A 22462-nucleotide genomic window follows, 5' to 3' on the forward strand; every position below is an offset into this window, starting at 1 on the left:
GATCCGGTAGTTCAGCTGGTTAGAATGCCGCCCTGTCACGGCGGAGGTCGCGGGTTCGAGTCCCGTCCGGATCGCAAGAAGTCTTCTAGAAATAGAAGACTTTTTTTATTTGTCCCTTTTTGATAGAAGTTGAGATCCTCGAAAAGGAAAAAGCACCATCTGCTCTTATTAAACATCAATAAAAATGGCCGGAAGAAATTCCGGCCATCATTGCTTTAAAGTACTATTTAATAATTTACTTTTTAATAATTTTTACAATAGTTTCAGAATTGTTAATTCTTACCAGATAAGCTCCGGTCAGTAATGAAGTAACATCTGTTTGTTTATTTATAAATTTACCTTCTTTTATCAGCTGTCCGGACATATTATAAATCTGATAATAATAATCCTTCTCGTCTTTTGCTTCAATATACAGGATATCTTTTACAGGATTAGGATATAGAACCAGCTTATCATCTTTTACCTTTTCCTCGATAACCGTTTTACTGAAAGCAGTTCTGGCCTGAAGACCTGTGTTTGGAGTAACAGGAATACCAGGCAGCGGACCTCTTGGTGTACCGGCATCTTCCTGTTTCACACATCTGCAGCTCAAAGATGCAAAAGGATCTATGTCAGTATTTTTCACATTGTTTCTGCTATAAATATCAAAATACATATAAGTAGATCTTCCCGTCATTTCACCATTTAAATTAGCATACCAAATTCCTCCTGATGCACCCACAGCTGTACTTAATGCACCTGCATACATCACACTTCTGCTTCCTCTGCTAACAGCCTTTGGATAATTTCCTATATTATACAAACTGTTGGTAAATGAATATCCTACCGTTTTACCCCAGAAACTTGGTGCTGTTACGCTATAGATAGGCGCTCCATAATAACCTGCTTCTGTACCGTCAATAGTTCTGAGTGCCTCAGGATTGCTTTTAAGACTCCAGGGAGAAGTTTTGTTTGAACCTTTACCCAAAACTTCTGGAATTCTCCATCCATTCGGACAAGGGTCAAATACAGACTTTTTACCACCTATTCCCCATCTTTCATCATATAATCCCTGATATTGGGTATCAAATAACCAGTCTGAAGCAAGAGTATAATGAGGCGTGCTATCTCCACGATACGGATATGCAGTCACCGGCATCATCAATTTTAATGGATTGGCAACAGAATAGCCAAGAATTTTTTCTATTCTCACATCTATTTTATCTGTTGCAGTAATGCTGCTCTTGTAAGTATTATAGTTTACAATATTACTTGAATTATAGTTTGCTTCTGTAAAAGTTGAATAGCTTACAGCACCGCTGTTATTGGTAGTACCTAAGAATATATTGTATTTAGTACCACTAATATTATTGAAAATAGGCAGCGGATCTTTTCTTCCCCATTGATAATGTAACCCTTGTGAACCGTTGAGCTGATTTACCTGAGCAGCAACAGTTGGGTTATAAGGGCTTGGCATTGCCTCAATAGCACCTATATTTCTATCCATGATAGTTGTTTTCAGGATCGTTCCGTATTGGGTATAATTTACATAATTATCAGTGGTGATAGGGGTGTCATTTACATGGGTAAAGGAATTTACGGATGTATTGGTTACCCAGATATGCCAGCTCCAGTAAACAGGATTGCTTATTGAACCATTATGTAAGGTAACTACAGCATTTCCTGACTGATTAGCATTTACTTTTACATTGATATTTGCCTCTTTGGAAGAGGTATTGTCAAGGGTTAATTGTGTTATTAGACCAGGATTGTCTGTCCAGAGTATATTCGCTTTTAAGTCATTAAAACTTGTCGTATTTAAGATTTGAGTATTTCCTAAATAATTACTCTGTACGGAAAATGCTTTACTTACCGGTACCGAAACAATCTGATCTGCAGTAGATTTTGTAACCATATACGTATTAGGATTATCTAATCCTGTTTTATAGGTTTCAGTTTCAGTAAAGAAAGTAGTATCGAATTTATAATTGTTTTTTATAAATAACGGATCTTTAATACATCTGCACGCATGTGCATTATTGGTTGAGTAATCATCGGAAGGTCTATAGCTATACAAACCATACACATTAGGATAATTGGCAGCATCAGGTCGATAATTATTGGCGATTTGGTCAGCGGCAGGAATTAATCTTAATGCACTTGCTAATGATGAATAATCACCAAAAGTAGTCATTGTAGATGTCCATAAGTAAGTTTCAAGCTGATCTGTAAATGTTGCTTTAGTATGATACCTGGCATCTGAAGCCGCACCTCTTCCAATCCATCCGGTTCCCGGGAATATTCCGATATTGTTTCCGGCTACATTCGTCATATCGAAACCATACTGAGGATATACTTTTATACCGGCAAGATATCCTTTTAAATTAGATAATCCTGGAGGGATATTTGACTGAACTCCATTCAAGGCAGATAACGGACTGTTTACTTTAGCTCCAAAAGGGGTAAAATCCATTCTTACATTTTTGGTTGACGAGGCAACTAAAACTGAAGGCAGTCTCCATCCGTTAGGACAAGGATCATAAGAGGATTTATTTCTATAAGGTTGTGGCACCGAGATATCCGTTGCCTGTAGTCCCTGAGAGTTATCTGACCATAAGTTAACTTTACTCAGCTCATTAGTCTGTAATCCAGGCACCTGTCCAAACCAGTTATAATAGTAAGGAATATTGTTAATCGTTCCATAAATGGAAGGAGTTGTTGTGTTATCATCATTAACGTACATCAGGCTTAAAGGGTTTTTAACCGATGCTCTGATATTGTCCGTTATGTTTGCCGCTGATTTATTTACAAATAACCTCAGATCATTAAAATTTTTATAGTCATTAAAAGGACTGTTGGCAAATTTTAATCTTGGCATTGCATCATCATAAGCAATTTTCCCTAAGCTTCCTGTTACCTGATAAAAGCTGGCATCAGTATAAGTTAAAGAAGGGAACGGATCTTTTCTTCCCCATTGGTATAGAAGGCCTCCGTTTTTATGCCATCCGTTTCCATTAAGAGAATTCCCTATTGCACCAAGGTTTCTGTCCATCCATCCCCATTCGGAGTTAGGGATTGTTTCTATAGTGCCATCATTCAATTGTCTTTTTACATCATCATAGCTTTTATAGGTAGAACCACTTCTGGGTTCATCTGTTACCCAGATGTGCCATGACCAGAATACTTCTCCATTTACCTTATAAGCAACCACTGCATTTCCTTTTTTTACTTTGTTTACAGGTACTTTTATTTTTGCATTTTCATCTGATCCTATAATATCCAAAGTGTAATTTTCTTTAGATTTTATCAGTCCCATAGTATCTTCCCACAGAACATCAGCAGTTATAGGCCCGGAAGGGATGTCGATACCTTTCATATAATTCCCGCTTCGCCACATTTCGTAGGCTTTTTTTACAGGGATATAAAGCCCATCTACATTATTGCCATCATCATCCTTACCTGTGAAAATGTAGCTGTTAGGAGCTTTTGTCCAGTCTGCTATCGTATTATCCGGCTGCGCACCTGTATTTATAACAAAACAGTTGCTGGAGCAGTCTGGAGAATCATACGCTGTTGTATTTCCAAAAATCCCTACGTACTTTATGAATTTCTTGATTTCAGCTTCTACTTCCGGAAGTGGTCTCATCGGTCCGTTCCAGTCAGGGCGTACTTTTCTGTTTCTGATAGCTCCGATACCAAATAATGAAGCTCTCGGAGTATTACTTAAGAAGAAATTTTCAGATCCGGGTCCCCTCTGTTTGTCATATAAAGGCGGGTAACCGAAATCATTCACTGTATTATAATTGCTTAATGCATTGACAGTGATATACTGCCCGGTAGATTTATATACCCTGAAACCTGTTATTTTGCTTACAACAATAACTACAGGCTCCTGATCTGCGATAATATCGGTCAGTTTCTCGTTGATGTAATTATAAAGGTTGTAATACCTGTTAACTAAAGCATTAGGGTTGGTAAAATCCAAATATCCTCTGCCCCAGGGTTCTCCGCCCTCTTCAGGAGGCAAAAACCAGTTACTGAAGTTAATAAAGAAGCCTGAACTTGAAAACTTACCGGCAAATACATAAACAGGGTCATGATAAGAAAATTCAAAAGGGCTTGTGTCACTGCCCTGATAGATATATTTCTGTGAGCTGACAATTGTACCCAGATTATTAGGATTTTCAATGTTGATGACAGGGGCATTGGCATTCGTGTTATCTAGTGTCCCGTTTGCATTGACTGATAAAACAATATCATCAAGTTTTTTTGTCAGATGTTGTGATTTTACTCTGTCTTTTACACCGGAAACAGTTCCGTTAGGATTAAACAATACTGTACCGCTTTTTTTTGGGGTGAAAAGTATTGTGTATTCATTTTCATCCAGTTCACAAGCTGTCGCAGTATAATCTCCGAATTTGTAATGGCTTACTGCTTTATTCCAGGTGATATCAGTAAAATTATTCGTTTCCGAGCTTAGCTCAACTTTTAAATTATATGTACCACTGCTTGCAGAAGCCGGTAATTCAAAAGTAGCATTAAGATTTTCATTATACTGATTGTTGGCATACAATGTCTTACACCATGCACTGATCCATTCTCCCAGTGCATTCTGGTATTTTACAGAAATCAAAACATCACTGGTGGTAATCGGTTTATTGAGCTGTCCACTCATGACAACGGCTCCTTTTTCATTTACATTTTGTGAAATGACCATTACAGGTCCCAGATCATAATTGTAAGTAGTGACGGGAAGACGGCTTTCCAATATCATATATTCATTAGAGGAGTGCCGGTCTGTACTGCCTCGTGAAGAAGCATAGACGGATGCAACTGAGCAGAATACTGCCCAGACTGATAGCATTGATTTTTTTCTCATAAGCATGTTTTTTTTTAAATTATTTGATTCTATTTCAGATGAATAATGATTATTCAATTTTACTTTAGTCAATATAACAGGAAGAAAATGTAACAAAACGGATATCTTATTGTAAAATAACAATGAGGCACAAGTCAGATATTATTGGTGGAAACAGGTTTGTAAAGCCGACTGTTTATAACAATTGTTACTTCCTGTTATATAACCTCGATAAAAGAATCCAAATCGTGCGTGTGTTGCAGATTTCCGATATAATTATTACAGGTTTTTAGGCTCGTGTTGTTTTGTGAATAAAAATAGGCTGGTACCATAGAGTATGGTATAGCCCGAATGGAGAATAAAGATGTCATTTTTCATATTTGTGTTTCAGGTTTTTAGTTTTTATTAAAAATAATTAATAATCAATTATACAATTATCCAAACTTACAATCAGAATAAATCAGGAAGAAACATTTCAGAAACAGATGTTTTTTAATGAGAAATTTCTAAAAAGCTTTTTGTGTTTTCTATACTATTTTTTGTTAAATGTTTGAATAAGATTATATTAATTTATTAATAACTATTATGTTTGCAAAGTTACGATATTAAAAAAAACACACAATGAGTCAAAAAAATCTGACTAATAACAGCTCTGCTGATGGGGAAGAAATATGCCCTGTACAGAAGTTTTTAAAAGCACTTTCAGGTAAGTTAAAACTGGAAATATTCATTCTTGCATCCCAATCAACTTTACGTTTCAGCAGTTTGCTCCGTGATATAGAAGGATCAAATAAACAATCATTATCTATTGCATTGAGAGAGCTGGAAGAAATGAATTTATTGGAGAGGGTAGTCATCAGGCAGAAACCTTTACACGTAGAATATAACCTTACTAAAAAAGGAAAAGCATTGATTCCCGTCTTTCAACAATTGGAAGGCCTGATATAAAAGTGAAAAATTATTTTACCTTCAGGTAAAGAAGATTGTAAATTAAAAAACCGGTCCTATTAAGAACCGGCCTGCTATTTATTTGCATGAAGAATTTAAAGGGTTGTTGAGATAATCTTTCCCCTGAGGAGGCTGCACAAAATAAGGTGTTCCATAAGTATTTCCGGGGCGGAAAAAATCGGTGGAAATTATCTGGGCACCACTGCTGAAAGCTGCCTTAGATCGAGTAAAATCATTGGTTTTTGCTTCGTAGGTTTCAATATCTGACCTGGTTCTGATTATAAAACCCTGCTTTACCAGATCCTGTATCTCTTTCTGTCTTACGATGGCATTATCCCGTAGGATAAACCCTGCGAAAGAATCATCAGGCTCACTGTTCAGGAACATGACTCTTTCCTTTAATGAACCGTTTATGAGATAAGGATTGTTTTTTGAAGATAAAGTTCCGGCACTTCCGGGAAGAAGCATAAAAATGAATTTTCCTCTGCTGTCGCTCAGTTTAGGCCAATTATTGTGGGTTACAGCATCTCTGAGCGTAGGATATTTACCCTGCACTTCTTTTGGAGTAATGATCTTGTCTTTTCCAAGGTATTTTACAATTTCTTCATCCAGTTCATCGTAAGCTTTTGTATCAAAAGGAAGGACTTTTGTACTGTTTTCAAGAATCGGAAAACCGGAATCTTTTGCTTCAATCATCATGAAAACCGGAGTGTGACCGGGATGTTGATCAGACCATGTTTTAAGAGCGGTAAGTGCATCTTTCAAAGTCGGGTAATGAGTCCTGAAATCTATATCTGCCATATGCAGTACTTTGAAACCGGGTTGATCCAGACCTTTTGTATTGAAAGAAGCCAGATCGGTGACTCCCTTTGCCTTTAATATTTCATACGTGGCAGGATGGCTGAATCTGTTGCCATCCGGATCATAATAGACATCTATTTCCAGCCCTCTCAGATTGGTGTTAAGCTGTTCTGTGAAGTCAGGATGATTATAATTCAATCCTTCTTTCAGGTCCATTCCATAAGGATGATACTCTTTAAATTTAGCTTTTTGCTCTTCAGACATTATACTGCTGTATTTCTGCATCATTCCGTTGATAATCGGGGTGACAAGATCCAGCACTTTAGGATCTGCCGGCTTCGCATAGGAATTGTGGGTTCCTACAATCTGCAGTTGATTGATTCTGATATTCTGGCATTTATCCTGTGCGTGCAGCAGTGCTGTCATACAAAATGCAGCTCCATATATATACTTTTTCATATGAATAAAAAATTTTTGATTAAAAATTGAAATTGAATCCAAGTTGTCCGCGTATTCCGGAATAAGAAATGTTTTCTACGCGGTCCTTTGTTCCCATATAATAGCGGTTAGGCTCATTAAAAATATTGTTGAGTTCTACAAACAGGCGGACTTTTTTTGTAAGACTGTAAGAAGTGGAAAGGTCTACTGTAAAGTTTTTATCAAAATACTGATAATGATCTGCTCCTGCAGCCGCTCTGATTTCACTTACGTAATTTCCTTTATAATTTCCTGCCAGGCGGATCATCAGCTTACTGGTTTCATAGAACAGGATGGTGTTGAAAATATGCTTTGCCTGATTGGGAATCGTGGTAGACATGGTTCCCGTCTGTTTCCCGTTTTCGTACACCGGCATATTCATTTTGGAAGAGATATAGGTATAGTTTCCTTCAAAACCAATATTTTTCAAAAAGCCGGGAAGACTTTCAAAACGTTTAGAGATACCGAATTCAAAACCGAACAGTTTGGCTCCTTCCAGATTTTTTGGGGCTGTAAAAGTATAAGCTCTTCCTGCGAGATCTACCACGGACTGATCTTTGTAGATAAGATTGGTGATATCTTTATAGAACACTCCGGCTGTTATCAGGTCCAGTTTTCCAAAGTAATTCTCAAACATAAGATCAAAATTATTTGAAAACGTAGGATCCAGCTTTGTATTTCCCTGAGTGATTGTGTTGGTAATATCATTAACAATAGTTCCGGGATTCAGATCATTAAAATCCGGCCTTGCAAAAGAGCGGGTATAGGCCAGTCTCAGGATGCGGTCATTGCTGATATTCCATTTCATATTGACCATTGGTAGCACTACATTGTACGTTTTATTATCCTTAATGTCTTCTGTTTTATTGTTTTTATCAGCTACAACCTTTTTGCCCCAGAAGGTAACATCATTATATTCATTTCTGAAACCTCCCAATATCTGAAGCTGATCTGAAATTTTCCAGGTTCCCATCAGGTAAGCCGCCCATACATTTTCAGTACCTCTGTAGGAACTTGTAATATTAGAATTACTATCTTTACCGCTCACCTGCATCAGTCCTAAACTGTTTTGAGTAGCGGGATTGTACATCTGATCGATTTGTGCGTTGGTAATCTGGTCAATGATCACTGCATTGTAAGGATTCCCCAATGGATTCATAAATCCTCCTTTGTACTGAAAAGCTTCGCGCTCAAGCTGATTCAGATAGGTGACCGGAGATCCGGGGATTCCCAATGATGATTTGGGCATCCAAACCAATACGGAGCTGTCAACTATTTTATTCTTGTTGTTGTATTTTGTTCCGAATTTAATCTCAAAATTATCCGCTGCTTTATATTTGATATCAACCTGTCCTCTAAGATCCGTTTCACTGTTATGATTCTGGCTTAGGATAATCTGATTCAGTTTGAGTTTATCTGCAGCTATTGCCTGCTGATTATAAGGAAGGGTATATCCTCCGGTATCACCAATGCCGTCCGGAGCATCCATTGCCATATATTTTCTTCCGTCAGCAGACAGATTTCCATAGGTCATAGCTTGTGAGAAATTAATGATGGGATAGCCTCTTTGATCTTTTTCAAGATTATCCGGCGAATCAAACTTAAACTCAGAACGCGCTTTAGATAAGGACCAATCCACTTGCATACGCTGTCCCACCTGATGATTACCGCCCAGCTGCATAGAATACAGATCCGTAAGATAATCCGCATGACGAGCCTGCAGAAGTACATTTTTACTGTCAAAATTAAAATAGGTTTCCCTTACAGACTGACCATCTTTATACTGGCTGTATAATGCTTTTGCATATAATTTATTCCTGTTGTCTATTTCATAATCCAATCCTAAATTGAATCCCAAAGTTCTTCGGTTCGCCAGATAATCACGAAGCTGAAGCTGATTGATGGAATAAGAGGCGGTTTTATCTTTCAGGCCATAGTTGTAAATATTTCTCATCTGATCAATAGCTGTAGAACGCTCCCAGATCACTGCTGAGGTAATGAATTTCAGCTTATTGGTAATTTTATTTCCATAGACGATGGAAGTATTGTAAGTAGGGGATTTGGACATATTGACATAGCCGGTAGCCATACTTATAGCCAAAGTCTCTTTATTGGGTGAAGTTTTCGTAATAAAATCCACATTTCCACCAATGGCATCCCCATCAAGATCCGGAGTTAAAGCCTTAGATAAACGTACATTCTGAATAAGTTCAGAAGGGAAGATATCCATCTGAATTCCACGGTTGGCATTGTCACCGCTGGCACTTGGCATTCTGTTGCCATTCAGGGTGGAAGCAGTCCATTGTATAGGCGTTCCCCTTACCGCTACAAAACGTCCTTCACCCATATCCCTTTCAATAGATACTCCCTGCATACGCTGTACGGCATCTGCGGCATTACGATCCGGCAGTTTTCCGATGGCGTCGGCAGAAAGTACTTCCGTAATCGTGTTAGAGTTTTTCTTCATGGTAATTGCCCTGGCCTGTGATGCTTTATAGACACTGGTAACTACTACCTCCTGAAGGTTATTTTCTTTAAACTTAGCCCCGAATTTAATCAGGCCAAGGTCTACTTCCTTTTTATCCGTAATGGTGAAAGGAATATAAACATTATCATATCCTTTATATTCTACAACAAGCTTATAACTGCCGTCATAAACATTATTAAGAACAAAAGAACCATCGGTATCGGAAGTTACCTTCTGTCCGCTATTTTCAAGATAAACCAGAGCATTGGGAAGGTTTCCCTGATTGTCTACTACAGTTCCGTGAACGGTGGTTTGTGCAAAGGCCAAAGGCCCAAGAAGAAAAAATGCTGCTTTTGTTAAAAAAAGTCTTTCTCGTGACATCCTTATAAAGTTTGGTGCAAAGATGTCAGCTCCCTCAAAAGTTTTGGTTCATTTAAATTTTATGCAACTCCTTCCGTTGAGTTCGAGGTGGAATGTATTGTAAATCAATAAGTTGCTAATATTAAATAATTGTAACTAATGAACAAGCTGGGAAGGAAGACAATCGAATTCCTTTTTAAAATATTTATAAAAAGTAGATTTGGATTTAAAACCACATTGAAATGCAAGATCTGTAACACTGGCTGAAGGATCTTCTGATAAGATCTGTTTGAAGTGCTGTATACGGTTTCTGTTGGTATATTCGTGAAAATTGGAATGAAGGTGTTTATTAAAAGTAATACTTAAGTCTGACTTGCTTATTTTCAGATGGCTGGAAAGCTGGTCTAAGGTAAATTCCTCATCCAGATATACATGGCTCTCCTGATAGAACGAAATAATGGCGCTTTGAACAGAATCAAAATCAATTTTTGAAAGATCTTTATACTGATAGGTTTCTTTAGGTGCAGAAGAATGTAATATATTTTGCTGTTCCTGCAGTTTGTGCTGGTACGTTAAAATATAAACGTACAAAATCCATCCGAATTGAAAGAGAAACAGAAGGCTGTAGATCTTCTGATAGATCAGAGTGTCCCAACCCAATTGGTAGACCGCCCAGAAAATCAATACTCCCAATAGTACATAACCAACCAGATAACGGAAATTACCGGCTACAGGATGAGTAATGTTTTTATGGTATCTTGTCAGTAAATAAATACATAAAACAAGGCAGGCAATCCAATAATAACTGTAGTAAACGAAGTAGGATTTATAAGAACTGATCGCCAGATCTGCCCAGGAAAGGTTAAGCATCTTTGCAGAAGTTGCAATTGCATGATGAATAACAACCAATGTCAGCGGAAAAATCAGGTATTTAAGCTTATCTCTCCATTTTGCATGAATTAAATGAGTAGTAATATAAAGAAAAATAAGTCCTTTAAAAACACGGAGACTTCCCGGAATTTCATACAGAACAGATTCATAACCGAATTTTTGGATGATAAAATATTCATATCCCATATCCAGTGTGACCACTCCGATATACAATAGCAGCATATTCAGTACAGATTCCCTGTTTTTGATGAGGGACATCAGCAGAGTAAGGGTGATAAGTGCCTGTAGTACAACTACCATAATGATATATAACATGATAACTGATATTTTGCCAAAATTATAGATAATATGAGCATGGTATCTTTAACAAATTATTAAATATCAATTGAGAAAAACAGACAATAATTAAGATGTAAATACTGACAGGCATTTTTTCGGTTTTGTATATTGAATGGATATTGCTATTTTAGCTAATAAGGATGTCCTTGGATATTTATTTTACAGATTTAATATCCGTTTCACTATAAACCAATCACTGATATTATATTATTCATGAAAAAACAATTTCAAAACTGGACTCTCTTTTTTATTGTAGGAATCATCGCGATAATTGCGGGATTGATTAGTTCTATGATTCTAATGAATGGCTCTTCGGCTCCTGATGGATTATTCGGGATGTATATTCTGTTCAGCCTGATTCCCATATTGCTGGTGATTATTATAGACAGAATTCTAGTTTGGAAATTCGGAAATAAAAACGTCAATAAAGTTCAGTTTTCTATCCTGTTGTTGATAGTACTTTTATGGCTTGTAAGATTTGTGGTGAATCTGATTATGTAAATTGCTCTGTTCAAGTTATTTATATTAGGTTATAGTGAAAGAAAAAACAGAAGAATAATCTTCTTTGAAATCCGTGAAAATTCCTTTAAAATCCGTGAATTTGAGAAATTTATCAGCTATAACTCATCATTTACAGTGATAAAGCCTCCGTTTTTTTACGGTATTTTTAATAATGTCTTTTATGATTCGATTTTAGGTCTGATATTTGTACTGGGTAGCCAAACTAAATGGCCAATTTATTTATGAAAAACATATCTGTGAAAAAATCCTTTCTTTATGCTTGTTTATGCACGGTTTTTCTTGTTTCCTGTAAAAAAGAAATAGATAAAATAAGCGATACTTTTAAAGATACAGTGTCTGCTTCGGAAACCCCGGAAGTAGAAAAAGATTCTGTAAAGAAAGATTCTGTTCCCGTGGTAAAGAAAGAATCTGTTCCGCCTGTAATACAGGAAAATGGTTTTTATAATGCTTTTGTCCTTCCAAAGGATAAAAAGATGCGTGATTCTATCTATGCTGAATACAGCAAGAAATACAGTGTAGAAGAGCGTACTGCTATTTTAGCTTTAAACAGACTGGATTCTAAAAGCAAATGGAATGCTGATACACTTGTAGTTCCGGCGAAAATAGATACAACATTGATGGCATATTCACCATTTCCTATGCAGCTGGATGTGCTGAGCGGAGTGAAAAAGTTTGTCATCTTCTCATACCCAATACAGGCTTTTGCAGTATATTCCAATGGAAGCCTTGTGAAATGGGGACCTACAAGTATGGGTAAAAAGGCAGCTCAGACTACCAGAGGACTTACTTTTGCCAACTGGAAAAAAGAGCTGGCTATTTCTACTGTGAGCAGCGAATGGAAGCTTCCTTATAACTTTAATATTCATAATCTAGGAGGTATCGGATGGCATGAATATACGCTTCCCGGATATCCTGCTTCACATTCTTGTCTGCGATTGCTGAGAAAAGATGCGAAATGGCTGTATTCTTATGCAGATACCTGGATACTGAATCCCGGAGGTGCTACTACAAAAGCCAGAGGTACAGCGGTAATGGTGTTTGGGGATTATAAATGGGGCGGAAGAAAACCGTGGAGAAAACTTCTGGATGATCCTAATGCTAATAATATTTCTGTTGAAGAATTAACTAAGCTTCTTGAACCTGAGGTTCCAAAAATGCTGAAAGAACAAAGCAACAGAGAAAAAGTAGCAGATTCCATCAAAGCGGCTAGAGCAGCGGCTACACCTATTCAGAATGAAAAGCCAATAGAACCTCAATCTAACTAATTTTCTTTTCAAACTGCAGAGTAGATTCTTCAGCGAACCTTCTCAGCTTAAGCATCTCATCTTTACCCTTATGCTGCCCGAATCTTGCAGCAATATAAGTAAGAAGAATAAAAAATAACATGATAAAAGAAGCGCTCAGTGCCCAAGGGTATTCAGCGCTTTTTATTTGCTTCTCTACGTAATACATAGTGAAGAAAGTCATCCAGAGAATAGAAAAGGAAAAATACAGGAACATGAAGAATGTCCATACCGCAGAACTGGGACCAAATACTCCGCGTATTGCCGTATGCTCATCTTCCATTTCTACCCGTAAGGCAAGGCAGGGTTTCCAGTAGCTGTCATATTCTGTTTTTATCCAGATGGTAGCAACTTCTTTATTGATATTGCCTGAAAACTCATCTTTATGCTCTTCCATATATTTTTTCAGATTTTCGGCGTACTCTTCTTTAGTGAGATGAGTATACATTTTAAATCTTGGCCGGGTTCTTATCCTATCTAAGGTGCTTTCTTCAGTATTCATATTTTTATTCTTGATATGGAATGGGATCTTCAAGCATGAAGCGCAATGTCAGTTCTTTATTTTTCCTCTGAATAATCATGGTAATATTCCTTCCTTCATTAGATTTCATAAGCTCCATAATCTTTTCCAGCGTCATGTCTGAAGTTCGGTCTCCGTTAATACTCAGAATTTTGTCATCTTTTTGTAGACCTGCTTTATAAGCGGGAGAATCTTTTCTTACTCCTGCAATGGAAAATATAGGTTTCAAACTAAATTTATACTGAAAAGCGTCTTTATAGACTTCATTGACTACTGTAGCTGATTTTTGAGTTTCAATATTTATTCTGTCCTGCTGCCATTCCAGACCGTCCTGTTTGAAGTCCAGACCACTCATATTAAAATGAAAAGGATCATCAAAATATCTGTTTTTTCTCAAATACAGCTTTTGGTTGGGATAATCAAAAACTACCGTAAACCTTCGCATAATTTCGCTTCCCACAGAACCTTTTCTGTTTTCAACCAGATTAACGTGCTGAATAGAAAATTCATCAGGCATAGCGGTAAGAGGTTTTTCAAATCTAAAATCCCCAAGGTAGAAATTATGGATACGGCTTCTTTTGCCATAAATATCTCCATTGAAACCACGGCCCAGAAAATCATCAATATTAGGTCTGTTGTAGACAAAATTCTTAATAAGAGCAGGGAAGAGCCAGATAGCATCACTATTTCCAAGATCAATCAAAAGTTTTGAATCCTTCTTTTCATTGGTCATTTCCACACCGGCATACAGATAAGGCTTGTCTTTTTCAATCGTGATTGGGAACTCTTCAAATCTTTTGGTTTTCTTTTTCAAAAGATCAGCATTTTCATAAACTGTTATTTTCTTTGAAGCATAATCAATGTAAATAGGATGATCTTTAAAAAAATGATATCCGATAACTCCATTTACAGGAATTCCTACGTGAGGTGAAATATTGAATTCTTCATCAATAATGATATAAAGAGACATAGAAGTATTGATAATGGCATCACCTATTTTACCTATGTTACGCTCGGATTTTAAACCATCAATACTGATATTCCCTCCAAGACCTGAAAATTTTACTTTTTCAACATTACTCAGTTTCAGTTCCTTATTTTCCAGGCTGAAAAGAATAGTCTCCGAAACCCCTGTATCCAGCAGGAAGGTAAGTTCCGCACCATTGACATTGATAGGAATAAAGATAAGATTGTTGATAAACTGAAAAGGAATCACCGCTTTTTTCGTATTAATCAACTCAAAAGAGTTCTGGGCATTTATAAAAATGCTTAGAAATAATCCCAGTAAAAGCAATTTGAATTTCATTTACTGAATTTACTGAAATTATCTATATGATAATAAAAAAACATTCCAAAAGCAGGAATGTTTATGTAAATTACAATGAAGTAAGGTTTTTTGTTGAATTTATTTCAAAATTGGGTCTTGGTTTATTTGGAAAAGAACTCCATCAGATCCATATAATTCTTCTGATTGACACCATGCCCGCTCATATATTCTCTGAAAGTGAAATAACAGCTGAGATCATACAGAAGGTCCGCCGCTTTTCTTCCCCATTCAAGTGGAATCACAGCATCATCAGAACCATGCGAAATGAAGAAACGAAGCCCTTCCAGTTTCTTTTTATCTTTTACAATACCGTCCAGAATTTTATCTTCAGGATAACTGCTTAGACAGGCAACATAATTGAACAGTTCAGGATGTTTTAAAGCCAAAGCATAGCACAAGATTCCTCCCTGGCTGAAACCGCACAGATGAGCCTTGCTTTCTGTAAGCCCATAATGGTTGATGATCTTAAGCATACTTTCCAATATGGCATTTAAAGATTCCTTTGCCTGGGGAACATCAATAAAGTTTTCGGGATCATTGAAATTAATATCATACCAGGAATATCCTTCAAACTGAGTATCACGAGGGGCTCTGAAACTTACAATGATCCAGTCATTCGGAAGTGTTTCCCTGAAGCTGAAAAGATCCTGCTCGTTACTGCCGTAGCCATGAAGCATAAAAAGAATAGGAGTGTTGGAAGTAATATTTTCCGGCTCTCTTACTAGATAATCTAAATTCATACAGCAAAGATAAATAAATTACATGCAGAATCTTAAATTTTATTATTCATATAATGAACTTTGGGCACATGATGTTTTATGTTTAAGGATTGGTTCCTTGAAGTGTATTTTTGGACTTTAGATGTGGGTTTTTATTTTTGCTGATTTGATATTATTTAGAAATCTTTATTGGAAAATTTTCATAAAAGTTATTTTTATATTAATAAAAAACTTATATTTGAAACATTAAAAAATCTATTTGGAGAAATGAAGCAATTTTACAATTCAAAAAGTTTACTTAGACTTTCTTTTTTATTCGTTTTATTATTTTCTGTAATTACCGTTGTTAATTCTTGTAAAAAAGATGACGATGAAGAATTTAAGGATCATGTGGTTCAATTTGAAGTGAAAACTACTACAGGAGGAAACATTATAAGTGTTGTAACACAGGTGGGTACTACTCAGAACACCATATACAACACTCCGCAGTCACCAGTAACTTCACCGTGGACAAGTGGGGAATTCTTTGTGAACTCCAGCCAGGCACAGTTGAATCTTGATGCTAACGCATCAATGCCGGATGATAATTCTGAGTTAACGATCAATCTTTATATAGATGGAGAAGTTGCAAGAACTGTTAAGAAAAAAGGAAAAGGAGTATTAGTTGCTTCTATCGATTACAGTTTCTTAGAACCATAAAATAATACAATATTTATATACAAAAACCGCTCTTAGAGCGGTTTTTTATTTTTCGATTAATTGCTGCTGCACCGCAAGATTAATAAGTTCTGTTGAGTTCTTCGCCTGAAACTTCTGAAGCAAATTCTTACGGTGGGTATCTACGGTAAGAGGGCTTAAGAACAGCTCTTCGGCAATGATATTACTTGTTTTCCCTTGTGCTACCATTTGCAGGATCTGTTTTTCTCTTTTGGTAAGTCGTGGCATTGGAAGATCATGCTGGGAAGGGCTGCTGATGATCTGTTTTGTCTCATTGCAGAAAACAATATCTCCGGAAAGAGCGCCTTTGATGCATATGACGAGTTCATCAATAGAAGTATTCTTGAGAAGATAACCACTTGCTCCGTTTTGTATAGACTGCATGATGATGCTCCGCTCAGAGCGGTTACTGAACATAATCACTGAGGTATTTGGAGATATTTTTTTGATTTCTCTGCAGAGTTCTGTCCCATTGGCATCAGGTAGGGTAATATCAAGGAGGATAATATCTACGATTTCCGATTGGATAAAATTGATCGTTTCCGCACCGGAAGTAAAGCTTCCCGATATATTAAAAAAAGGCTGGCTGTTCAGCATCATTCTAATTCCTTCAATGACAATTGGATGATCATCTACAATGATGATATTTATTTTTTCATTCTCCATGGATGTTGAGTTCTATATTAATGGCTGTCCCCTGATCATCGGAATGTATTTCCATTGTTCCTTTCAGGTAGTTGACCCTGTTTTTCAGGTTACGAAGTCCCATACTTTTGGTGGTATTTTCTATATTTTTATCAAAACCTTTTCCATTGTCTTCAATCGTGATCAGGAAATTTTCACCGGATTGCGAACATTGAAGCAGGATGCTGCTGGCTTCTGCATGTTTTATGGCATTGGCCAATAATTCCTGTACAATTCTGTAAATATTAAGCTGAATATTTAAAGGTAATGTCTTACTGATATCAATGGCCTGAAAATCAATATTGAGATTTTTTCTGCTGTAGAATTCGCACAAGTCATGTATGGCAGTTTCCAAACCAAAATTAAGTAATGATTCAGGCATTAGATTTCTGGCTACATGCCGCAGTTCACTCACAGAATTGTCAAGCTGGCCTAAAATTTTATAAAACTCCTGATCTTTTTCAGGATTTAAATGATGGGAAGACCATGTAGAAAAATTGATTTTAACACCCGCAAGCATTCCGCCAAGACCATCATGAAGGTCTCTTGCAATACGCTCTCTTTCTCTTTCTTCACCATCAAGAATAGCTTTGGTAAGAGATAATTCTTCCTTTTGCTTAATATCATTGAGTCTCTGTTCACTTATTTTTTTATTTTTTCTGAAAATGATAAACAGAAAGATGAGAAGACTTAAAGCTAACAATAAAACAAGTCCCATTCCCCATAAATAAGAGTTTTTCTTGTTTACTTCCAGATCCTTTTGATTTTTTTCAGCATTTAAAGTCGCTATTTTTCTTTCCTTTTCAGCGGTATTGAACTTAGATTCAAGTTTGTTGATTTCAAGTTTCACATTTTCAGTGTTCAGGCTGTCGTTAAGTTTGGAGTATTTCTGCTCCCATAGAAGTGCCTCTTTGGTATTTCCTGTTTCCTCATTGAGTAAAGAAAGCTGCTTATAAAAAGTTTTTCTATTGTTAAGATCAATAGCTAAAGACTTTTCTGTTAAAACATTTTCCAAGGTAGACTTTGCCTCCTTATACCTTTTAAGTTTTTTTAAAATATCATACTTGTTGAAATAAAACATCTGAGCCAGAAGATTCTGATTGTATTTTTTTGCATAAAAAATCCCTTTTTCTATAACCGGGAGTGCTTCTTCATTTTTTTGACGGGTAATATAGAAAAGTGTTTTACCGTAATAATAAAATGCATTGGATGAAGACTCCGGATAAGGACGGATGAGCTTTTCTGCTTTATTTAAAAACTTTTCAGCTTCATCTCCATTGGCCTGATAACAGAAATTGTTGGCAGAATTGAGGTAGGTAAAAAATAATTCAGCAGAATTCGGATATTGTTTTTCAAGGATTTTTAGTGCTTTGTTATTATAATCTTCAGCTTTTTTAAACTGGGCATTGTAAGTAAGAATTACTGCAAGCTGAGTGTATAAGAAACCTAAATTTCTGCTGTTTTCATATTTTTCAACTAAAGGAATACTTTTTTCAAGCATTATCTTGACCAATGGGATATATCCTTCTTTATCCTTTTGACAAACTCCGTAGCTATACCAGGCAAGCGCCTGAAGAAAATCAGATTCTTCATTTTTAAACTTCGATAAGGTCCGGATCGCCTCCTGATAGGAAACTGCTGCTTTCTTTTTGTTCCTGTCAAGATTATATTGTCCTTCGTAATAATAATATTTTGCAGAGGTAAAAGAATTACTTCGAGCCAGTATTTTTCCACTTGCAAGATATTTCTTACTCAGAACAGAATCACTGTTTCTGTAATAATTTGATAACAGGAAAGAGGCCGTTGCTTTTGAAGTATCGGGAAAATTTCCCTTTGTAATGTTTTGTAAGCTGTCTATATAAGATTTCTCATTCAGCGGAATGATTTGTTGGGATTGTAACTTAAAAAACAGGAACAGGCTTAGCAGGGCAAGTAATCTCTTCATTATGGATCAATTCTGTAAAATATTTTTTTAAACGTTCAATTTAATTAAAAATTTCAGCATAAAAAATACCTGAATTTAGGTAGAAAAAATTACCGATTTTTCAGGATTGATAGACGTGGATGATGCTCATAGCTTTGCAAACATCAAATCATTAATCATAGAATATTCAATATAGTAACTAAAATTTAAACAAAAAGATTATGAAAAAAATGAGAATGAATCAGCTGTTAAGAGGTGCATTCGTTGCAGTAATAGCAGCATTGCTTATAGGATTTACAGCTTCATGCAGTAATGATGATGACGACAACGTAAATGGAGCAGGGAAAAGCCATAAAGTGGTTTTTAAAGCGATCGCATCTTCAGGAAGTAATATTGATGTGGCGGTGTACGGAATTGATGGTAACCCTACTACAGCATCAAGTCTTAGCGGATCAACGTGGAGCAGTCCTGAAGTGACATCAGAGCCGGGAGCATACAGTGCCAATGTTGCTGTAAACGCTATCGGGGCAGATGCTTCTGCTACTCTGAAGGTTCAGATCTGGGTAGACGGAGAACTGAAAAAAGAAGGGACTTCCAGTGGACAGTATTTATCAGCTTCTACAAGCTATACATTTTAATATTAAATTATTTTAGGACATAAAATCGGCGCTGAGATTTATCTCAGCGCCGATTTTTTTATATGGTATTTAAGATTAACCTACCTTAACAATAAAGTAGCTTTTCTTACCTTTTTGCAGTAATAAGAATTTACCGTCAATAAGATCAGTTTCATTGGCTGTAAAAATATCATTTACTTTTTGTTTGTTGACAGAGATTGCGTTTCCTTTGATCTCTCTTTGTGCTTCACTTTTAGATTTTAAGAATCCTGATTTTTCAGAAAGAAGATCTACAATATTCACTCCTAAAACATCAGCTTTAGCAATTTCTTTCTGAGGAACTCCATCAAAAACTTCAAGGAATATTTCCTCATCAAGGCTTACCAGATCTTCAGCAGTAGAACGTCCGAAAAGAATTTCAGAAGCCTTAAGTGCCTTTTCATATTCTTCTCTTCCGTGTACCCAAACCGTTACCTCCTCAGCAAGTTTCTTTTGTAGTTTTCTTTCGTGTGGCGCTGTTTTATGCTCCTCAATCAATGCTTCAATTTCTTCTTTTCCAAGGAATGTATAGAACTTGATAAATCTTTCAGCATCATCATCAGTAGCATTCAGCCAGAACTGATAAAATTTATAAGGAGATGTTTTCTTTTTATCCAGCCAGTAATTTTCTCCGCTTTCAGACTTCCCGAATTTAGAGCCGTCAGCTTTTGTAATCAAAGGAACCGTTAATGCAAACGCTTCACCCTGAGCTTTTCTACGGATCAGTTCTGTTCCTGTAGTGATATTTCCCCACTGGTCAGAACCTCCCATCTGTAGCTTTACATTGTTATTTTGGTATAAGTGAAGGAAATCATATCCTTGAATTAACTGATACGTGAATTCTGTAAAACTCATTCCGTCAACACCTGCGTCTCCGGAAAGTCTTTTCTTTACAGAATCTTTAGCCATCATATAATTGACTGTGATATTCTTCCCGACATTTTTAGCAAAATCAAGGAAAGAAATATTTTTCATCCAGTCATAGTTGTTCACCAATTCAGCCTTATTGGGCTCGTTTCCATCAAAATTTAAAAATTTTGAAAGTTGATTTTTTAAACAATCAACATAGTGTAAAAGAGTTTCCTCATCCAGAAGATTTCTTTCAGTCGATTTCCCGGAAGGGTCACCAATCATACCTGTAGCACCTCCTACCAAAGCAATAGGTTTGTGGCCATGCTGTTGGAAGTGAGCTAAAATTTTTATCTGGATAAGACTTCCGATATGTAAAGAATCGGCAGTAGGATCAAAACCAATATATGCAGTAGTTACCTCTTTATTCAGTTGTTCATCGGTTCCTGGCATCATATCGGCAAACAGACCACGCCATTTCAGTTCTTCTATAAAGGAATTCATTGATTGTTAACTTTAAAATTTTAAGATGCAAAGATAGTAAATTCAGAAGGAAGAGAAAAAGGAGAAACAGCAAATAAACAAATTCATAAAAACCTGAAAATGCTTTGGTGGTAACTTTGCAGGCACAGGCAGATTCACTGTTTTCCCTTTTGCAATTATGCCCCAAATACGCTATATTTGTTATTAATGAACGACGAACAGCTATTCCTGCTCATACAGAAGGCCAAGGATAAAGATCAGAAGGCCCAGACTAAACTCATCAATGTTTTTTGGGTGGATGTTTTCTCTTTTGTCATGAAAAAGGTAAGAGATGAAAACGATGCCGATGAAATTACTGTAAATGTTTTTTCAAAAGTATTGTCGAAACTGGATATGTTCGATCCTCATTTTCAGTTTAAAACCTGGATTCTTACCATTGCTCAGAATACGGTTATTGATTTCTGGAGAAAGAAGAACCGTGAGAACGAGGATGCTGTTGAAAATCTTGATGAAGTCAAAAATCAATACGCTAAATCTCCGGAAGAACTTTTAATTTCTGAAGAAGAACAGAAGAAAATCATTAAAACCATAGAATCTCTGGACGCCAACTATCAGGATATTATTAAGTTGAGGTTTTTTGAAGAAAAAAGCATCAAAGAAATTGCTGAAGAATTGGGAATTTCCGTTGCCAATACCAAAGTACGGGTGATGCGTGCTAAAAAAGTCTTAGCCGAATTGTTGAAAAATAATGAGTTTGATGATAATTAAATTCAATGAATTCTATTCAAAAAAAAACGGGAATGTTTTAAAGACTAAAAGGTTTGCGAAGGTAGTTCAGAAATGAAGAATCTCATATTTTTCATCAATAAGATTCTTCCTTCGTCAGAATGACAAGATTCAAAATTGACTTTAGCCAAAACTTAAATCTTATCCTATTTATTTAGAAATAAACTTCTTCTTTTGTTTTCGGAAGAATTATTTTTTGCTGTTTTTCCTGATTTCTGTTCTGAAGATTGATCTTGAGCCCTTTTTTAATATAAGTTTCCTTCAAAGATTTACCATATTCAGCCGTGTTTTCCACTTCTTTTGAATAGTTCAGCTGTCCTGTTGAAAGATTGAAATCAATATCCTTCCAATAATCACCGGGTCTTCCAGAAGTAGAGGAGGTTCCAATCAGCTCAAAATGTCCGTTCTGAAATCTGTATTTGTCTGTAACATCCCATTTCCAGCTGCTCCCTCCGTTTTGGGAAATAATCAGAATTCCTTTTTCTATTTTAGTTTCTCTGTAAGGATCACCCATCATACCTCCGGCATTGCTTTCCATAACTGCGTTTCTGGATTTTTCAAGGATTGTCCAATTTCCACTTACTTTTTTCAGAATCTGAATTTCGCGGATGTTTCCCATGTCAGTTGTATCCTTTGTATTGTAAATAATTACTTTTTCAGGAATTTTATCACCATCAAGATCTCCGTCTACAGATTCAATGACTGTGGAACCTGCGGGCTGAAATTGTTTTTGGGCAAGACAAAATGTCCCGCATATCGCGAATAAAAGGAAGAATGTTTTTTTCATACAAATATTTTGAAGAGATAAATATACAAATGAAATTTTGAATTATCAGTTTCATCAATATCTCCGGTTGATGGTTTCCATTAAA

The 22462-nt window shown here is 36.3% G+C and carries 17 protein-coding genes and 1 tRNA gene; 7 read left to right on the forward strand and 11 right to left on the reverse strand.

Annotated features, from left to right (window positions below):
• Positions 1–74: transfer RNA gene (locus FW780_RS15395), tRNA-Asp, on the forward strand.
• A gap of 161 nt (positions 75–235) precedes the next feature.
• Here the strand turns inward: FW780_RS15395 and FW780_RS15400 are convergent.
• Positions 236–4858, reverse strand: a complete 4623-nt coding sequence (locus FW780_RS15400) for a T9SS type A sorting domain-containing protein (RefSeq protein ID WP_167510729.1) — start codon at positions 4856–4858, stop codon at positions 236–238.
• Positions 4859–5458: 600 nt separating this feature from the next.
• Between FW780_RS15400 and FW780_RS15405 the strand changes: the two genes are divergently transcribed.
• Positions 5459–5785, forward strand: coding sequence for a winged helix-turn-helix transcriptional regulator (locus tag FW780_RS15405; RefSeq protein ID WP_149834390.1), 327 nt, complete (start codon positions 5459–5461; stop codon positions 5783–5785).
• Between the two features lie 78 nt (positions 5786–5863).
• Here the strand turns inward: FW780_RS15405 and FW780_RS15410 are convergent, their stop codons facing one another.
• The 3 genes from FW780_RS15410 to FW780_RS15420 all read right to left on the reverse strand — a co-directional run bounded on the left by FW780_RS15410 (position 5864) and on the right by FW780_RS15420 (position 11096).
• Positions 5864–7045: a phosphatidylinositol-specific phospholipase C domain-containing protein gene (locus tag FW780_RS15410; protein WP_149834391.1), complete on the reverse strand. Its 1182-nt coding sequence runs from the start codon at positions 7043–7045 to the stop codon at positions 5864–5866.
• A gap of 19 nt (positions 7046–7064) precedes the next feature.
• Entirely contained in the window at positions 7065–9911 is a 2847-nt protein-coding gene (locus FW780_RS15415; protein WP_149834392.1) for a TonB-dependent receptor, read from the reverse strand.
• 135 nt (positions 9912–10046) lie between these two features.
• Positions 10047–11096 carry an AraC family transcriptional regulator gene (locus tag FW780_RS15420; protein WP_149834393.1) on the reverse strand — a complete coding sequence of 350 codons (1050 nt, stop codon included), beginning with the start codon at positions 11094–11096 and terminating at the stop codon, positions 10047–10049.
• Between the two features lie 237 nt (positions 11097–11333).
• Here FW780_RS15420 and FW780_RS15425 point away from each other — a divergent pair, with 237 nt between their 5' ends.
• Both FW780_RS15425 and FW780_RS15430 read left to right on the forward strand, forming a co-directional pair.
• Positions 11334–11621, forward strand: coding sequence for a hypothetical protein (locus FW780_RS15425; RefSeq protein WP_149834394.1), 288 nt, complete (start codon positions 11334–11336; stop codon positions 11619–11621).
• Positions 11622–11863: 242 nt separating this feature from the next.
• Positions 11864–12907: a L,D-transpeptidase gene (locus tag FW780_RS15430; protein ID WP_174774467.1), complete on the forward strand. Its 1044-nt coding sequence runs from the start codon at positions 11864–11866 to the stop codon at positions 12905–12907.
• Here the strand turns inward: FW780_RS15430 and FW780_RS15435 are convergent.
• The 3 genes from FW780_RS15435 to FW780_RS15445 all read right to left on the reverse strand — a co-directional run bounded on the left by FW780_RS15435 (position 12900) and on the right by FW780_RS15445 (position 15512).
• Complete coding sequence (locus FW780_RS15435; protein ID WP_149834395.1) at positions 12900–13427, reverse strand: hypothetical protein; 528 nt, start codon at positions 13425–13427, stop codon at positions 12900–12902. The two genes, FW780_RS15430 and FW780_RS15435, sit on opposite strands and share 8 nt — an antisense overlap.
• Positions 13428–13431: 4 nt before the next feature.
• The gene (locus tag FW780_RS15440; RefSeq protein ID WP_149834396.1) at positions 13432–14751 is read right to left on the reverse strand and encodes a PDZ domain-containing protein; all 1320 of its coding nucleotides are present in this window, start codon (positions 14749–14751) and stop codon (positions 13432–13434) included.
• Between the two features lie 122 nt (positions 14752–14873).
• The gene (locus FW780_RS15445; RefSeq protein ID WP_149834397.1) at positions 14874–15512 is read right to left on the reverse strand and encodes an alpha/beta hydrolase; all 639 of its coding nucleotides are present in this window, start codon (positions 15510–15512) and stop codon (positions 14874–14876) included.
• Between the two features lie 246 nt (positions 15513–15758).
• Here FW780_RS15445 and FW780_RS15450 point away from each other — a divergent pair, with 246 nt between their 5' ends.
• Entirely contained in the window at positions 15759–16190 is a 432-nt protein-coding gene (locus FW780_RS15450) for a hypothetical protein (RefSeq protein ID WP_228460013.1), read from the forward strand.
• Positions 16191–16235: 45 nt separating this feature from the next.
• On the opposite strand, the gene FW780_RS15455 is transcribed toward FW780_RS15450, so the two are convergent.
• Entirely contained in the window at positions 16236–16874 is a 639-nt protein-coding gene (locus tag FW780_RS15455; RefSeq protein ID WP_149834399.1) for a response regulator, read from the reverse strand.
• Positions 16864–18837 carry a tetratricopeptide repeat-containing sensor histidine kinase gene (locus FW780_RS15460; protein WP_149834400.1) on the reverse strand — a complete coding sequence of 658 codons (1974 nt, stop codon included), beginning with the start codon at positions 18835–18837 and terminating at the stop codon, positions 16864–16866. The genes FW780_RS15455 and FW780_RS15460 overlap by 11 nt, the downstream gene beginning before the upstream one ends.
• Positions 18838–19037: 200 nt before the next feature.
• Here FW780_RS15460 and FW780_RS15465 point away from each other — a divergent pair, with 200 nt between their 5' ends.
• Positions 19038–19454, forward strand: a complete 417-nt coding sequence (locus tag FW780_RS15465) for a hypothetical protein (protein WP_149834401.1) — start codon at positions 19038–19040, stop codon at positions 19452–19454.
• Positions 19455–19529: 75 nt separating this feature from the next.
• On the opposite strand, the gene tyrS is transcribed toward FW780_RS15465, so the two are convergent.
• The gene (gene tyrS / locus FW780_RS15470) at positions 19530–20825 is read right to left on the reverse strand and encodes a tyrosine--tRNA ligase (protein WP_149834402.1); all 1296 of its coding nucleotides are present in this window, start codon (positions 20823–20825) and stop codon (positions 19530–19532) included.
• A 186-nt stretch (positions 20826–21011) separates the two neighbouring features.
• On the opposite strand from tyrS, the gene FW780_RS15475 reads away from it, so the two are divergent.
• Positions 21012–21572, forward strand: a complete 561-nt coding sequence (locus FW780_RS15475) for an RNA polymerase sigma factor (protein WP_047420407.1) — start codon at positions 21012–21014, stop codon at positions 21570–21572.
• Between the two features lie 172 nt (positions 21573–21744).
• Here FW780_RS15475 and FW780_RS15480 read toward each other — a convergent pair whose 3' ends face one another.
• Positions 21745–22377 (reverse strand): hypothetical protein, encoded by a 633-nt coding sequence (locus FW780_RS15480; protein ID WP_149834403.1) that lies wholly within the window; start codon positions 22375–22377, stop codon positions 21745–21747.
• Positions 22378–22462 lie beyond the last annotated feature (85 nt).

Source organism: Chryseobacterium sediminis (assembly GCF_008386505.1).
Classification (GTDB): Bacteria; Bacteroidota; Bacteroidia; order Flavobacteriales; family Weeksellaceae; genus Chryseobacterium; species Chryseobacterium sediminis.

Coding starts and splice junctions, on each gene's coding strand:
- FW780_RS15400 (WP_167510729.1), bottom strand. CDS start 4,858: ATGAGAAAAAAATCAATGCTATCAGTCTGGGCAGTATTCTGCTCAGTT.
- FW780_RS15405 (WP_149834390.1), top strand. CDS start 5,459: ATGAGTCAAAAAAATCTGACTAATAACAGCTCTGCTGATGGGGAAGAA.
- FW780_RS15410 (WP_149834391.1), bottom strand. CDS start 7,045: ATGAAAAAGTATATATATGGAGCTGCATTTTGTATGACAGCACTGCTG.
- FW780_RS15415 (WP_149834392.1), bottom strand. CDS start 9,911: ATGTCACGAGAAAGACTTTTTTTAACAAAAGCAGCATTTTTTCTTCTT.
- FW780_RS15420 (WP_149834393.1), bottom strand. CDS start 11,096: ATGTTATATATCATTATGGTAGTTGTACTACAGGCACTTATCACCCTT.
- FW780_RS15425 (WP_149834394.1), top strand. CDS start 11,334: ATGAAAAAACAATTTCAAAACTGGACTCTCTTTTTTATTGTAGGAATC.
- FW780_RS15430 (WP_174774467.1), top strand. CDS start 11,864: ATGAAAAACATATCTGTGAAAAAATCCTTTCTTTATGCTTGTTTATGC.
- FW780_RS15435 (WP_149834395.1), bottom strand. CDS start 13,427: ATGAATACTGAAGAAAGCACCTTAGATAGGATAAGAACCCGGCCAAGA.
- FW780_RS15440 (WP_149834396.1), bottom strand. CDS start 14,751: ATGAAATTCAAATTGCTTTTACTGGGATTATTTCTAAGCATTTTTATA.
- FW780_RS15445 (WP_149834397.1), bottom strand. CDS start 15,512: ATGAATTTAGATTATCTAGTAAGAGAGCCGGAAAATATTACTTCCAAC.
- FW780_RS15450 (WP_228460013.1), top strand. CDS start 15,759: ATGAAGCAATTTTACAATTCAAAAAGTTTACTTAGACTTTCTTTTTTA.
- FW780_RS15455 (WP_149834399.1), bottom strand. CDS start 16,874: ATGGAGAATGAAAAAATAAATATCATCATTGTAGATGATCATCCAATT.
- FW780_RS15460 (WP_149834400.1), bottom strand. CDS start 18,837: ATGAAGAGATTACTTGCCCTGCTAAGCCTGTTCCTGTTTTTTAAGTTA.
- FW780_RS15465 (WP_149834401.1), top strand. CDS start 19,038: ATGAAAAAAATGAGAATGAATCAGCTGTTAAGAGGTGCATTCGTTGCA.
- tyrS (WP_149834402.1), bottom strand. CDS start 20,825: ATGAATTCCTTTATAGAAGAACTGAAATGGCGTGGTCTGTTTGCCGAT.
- FW780_RS15475 (WP_047420407.1), top strand. CDS start 21,012: ATGAACGACGAACAGCTATTCCTGCTCATACAGAAGGCCAAGGATAAA.
- FW780_RS15480 (WP_149834403.1), bottom strand. CDS start 22,377: ATGAAAAAAACATTCTTCCTTTTATTCGCGATATGCGGGACATTTTGT.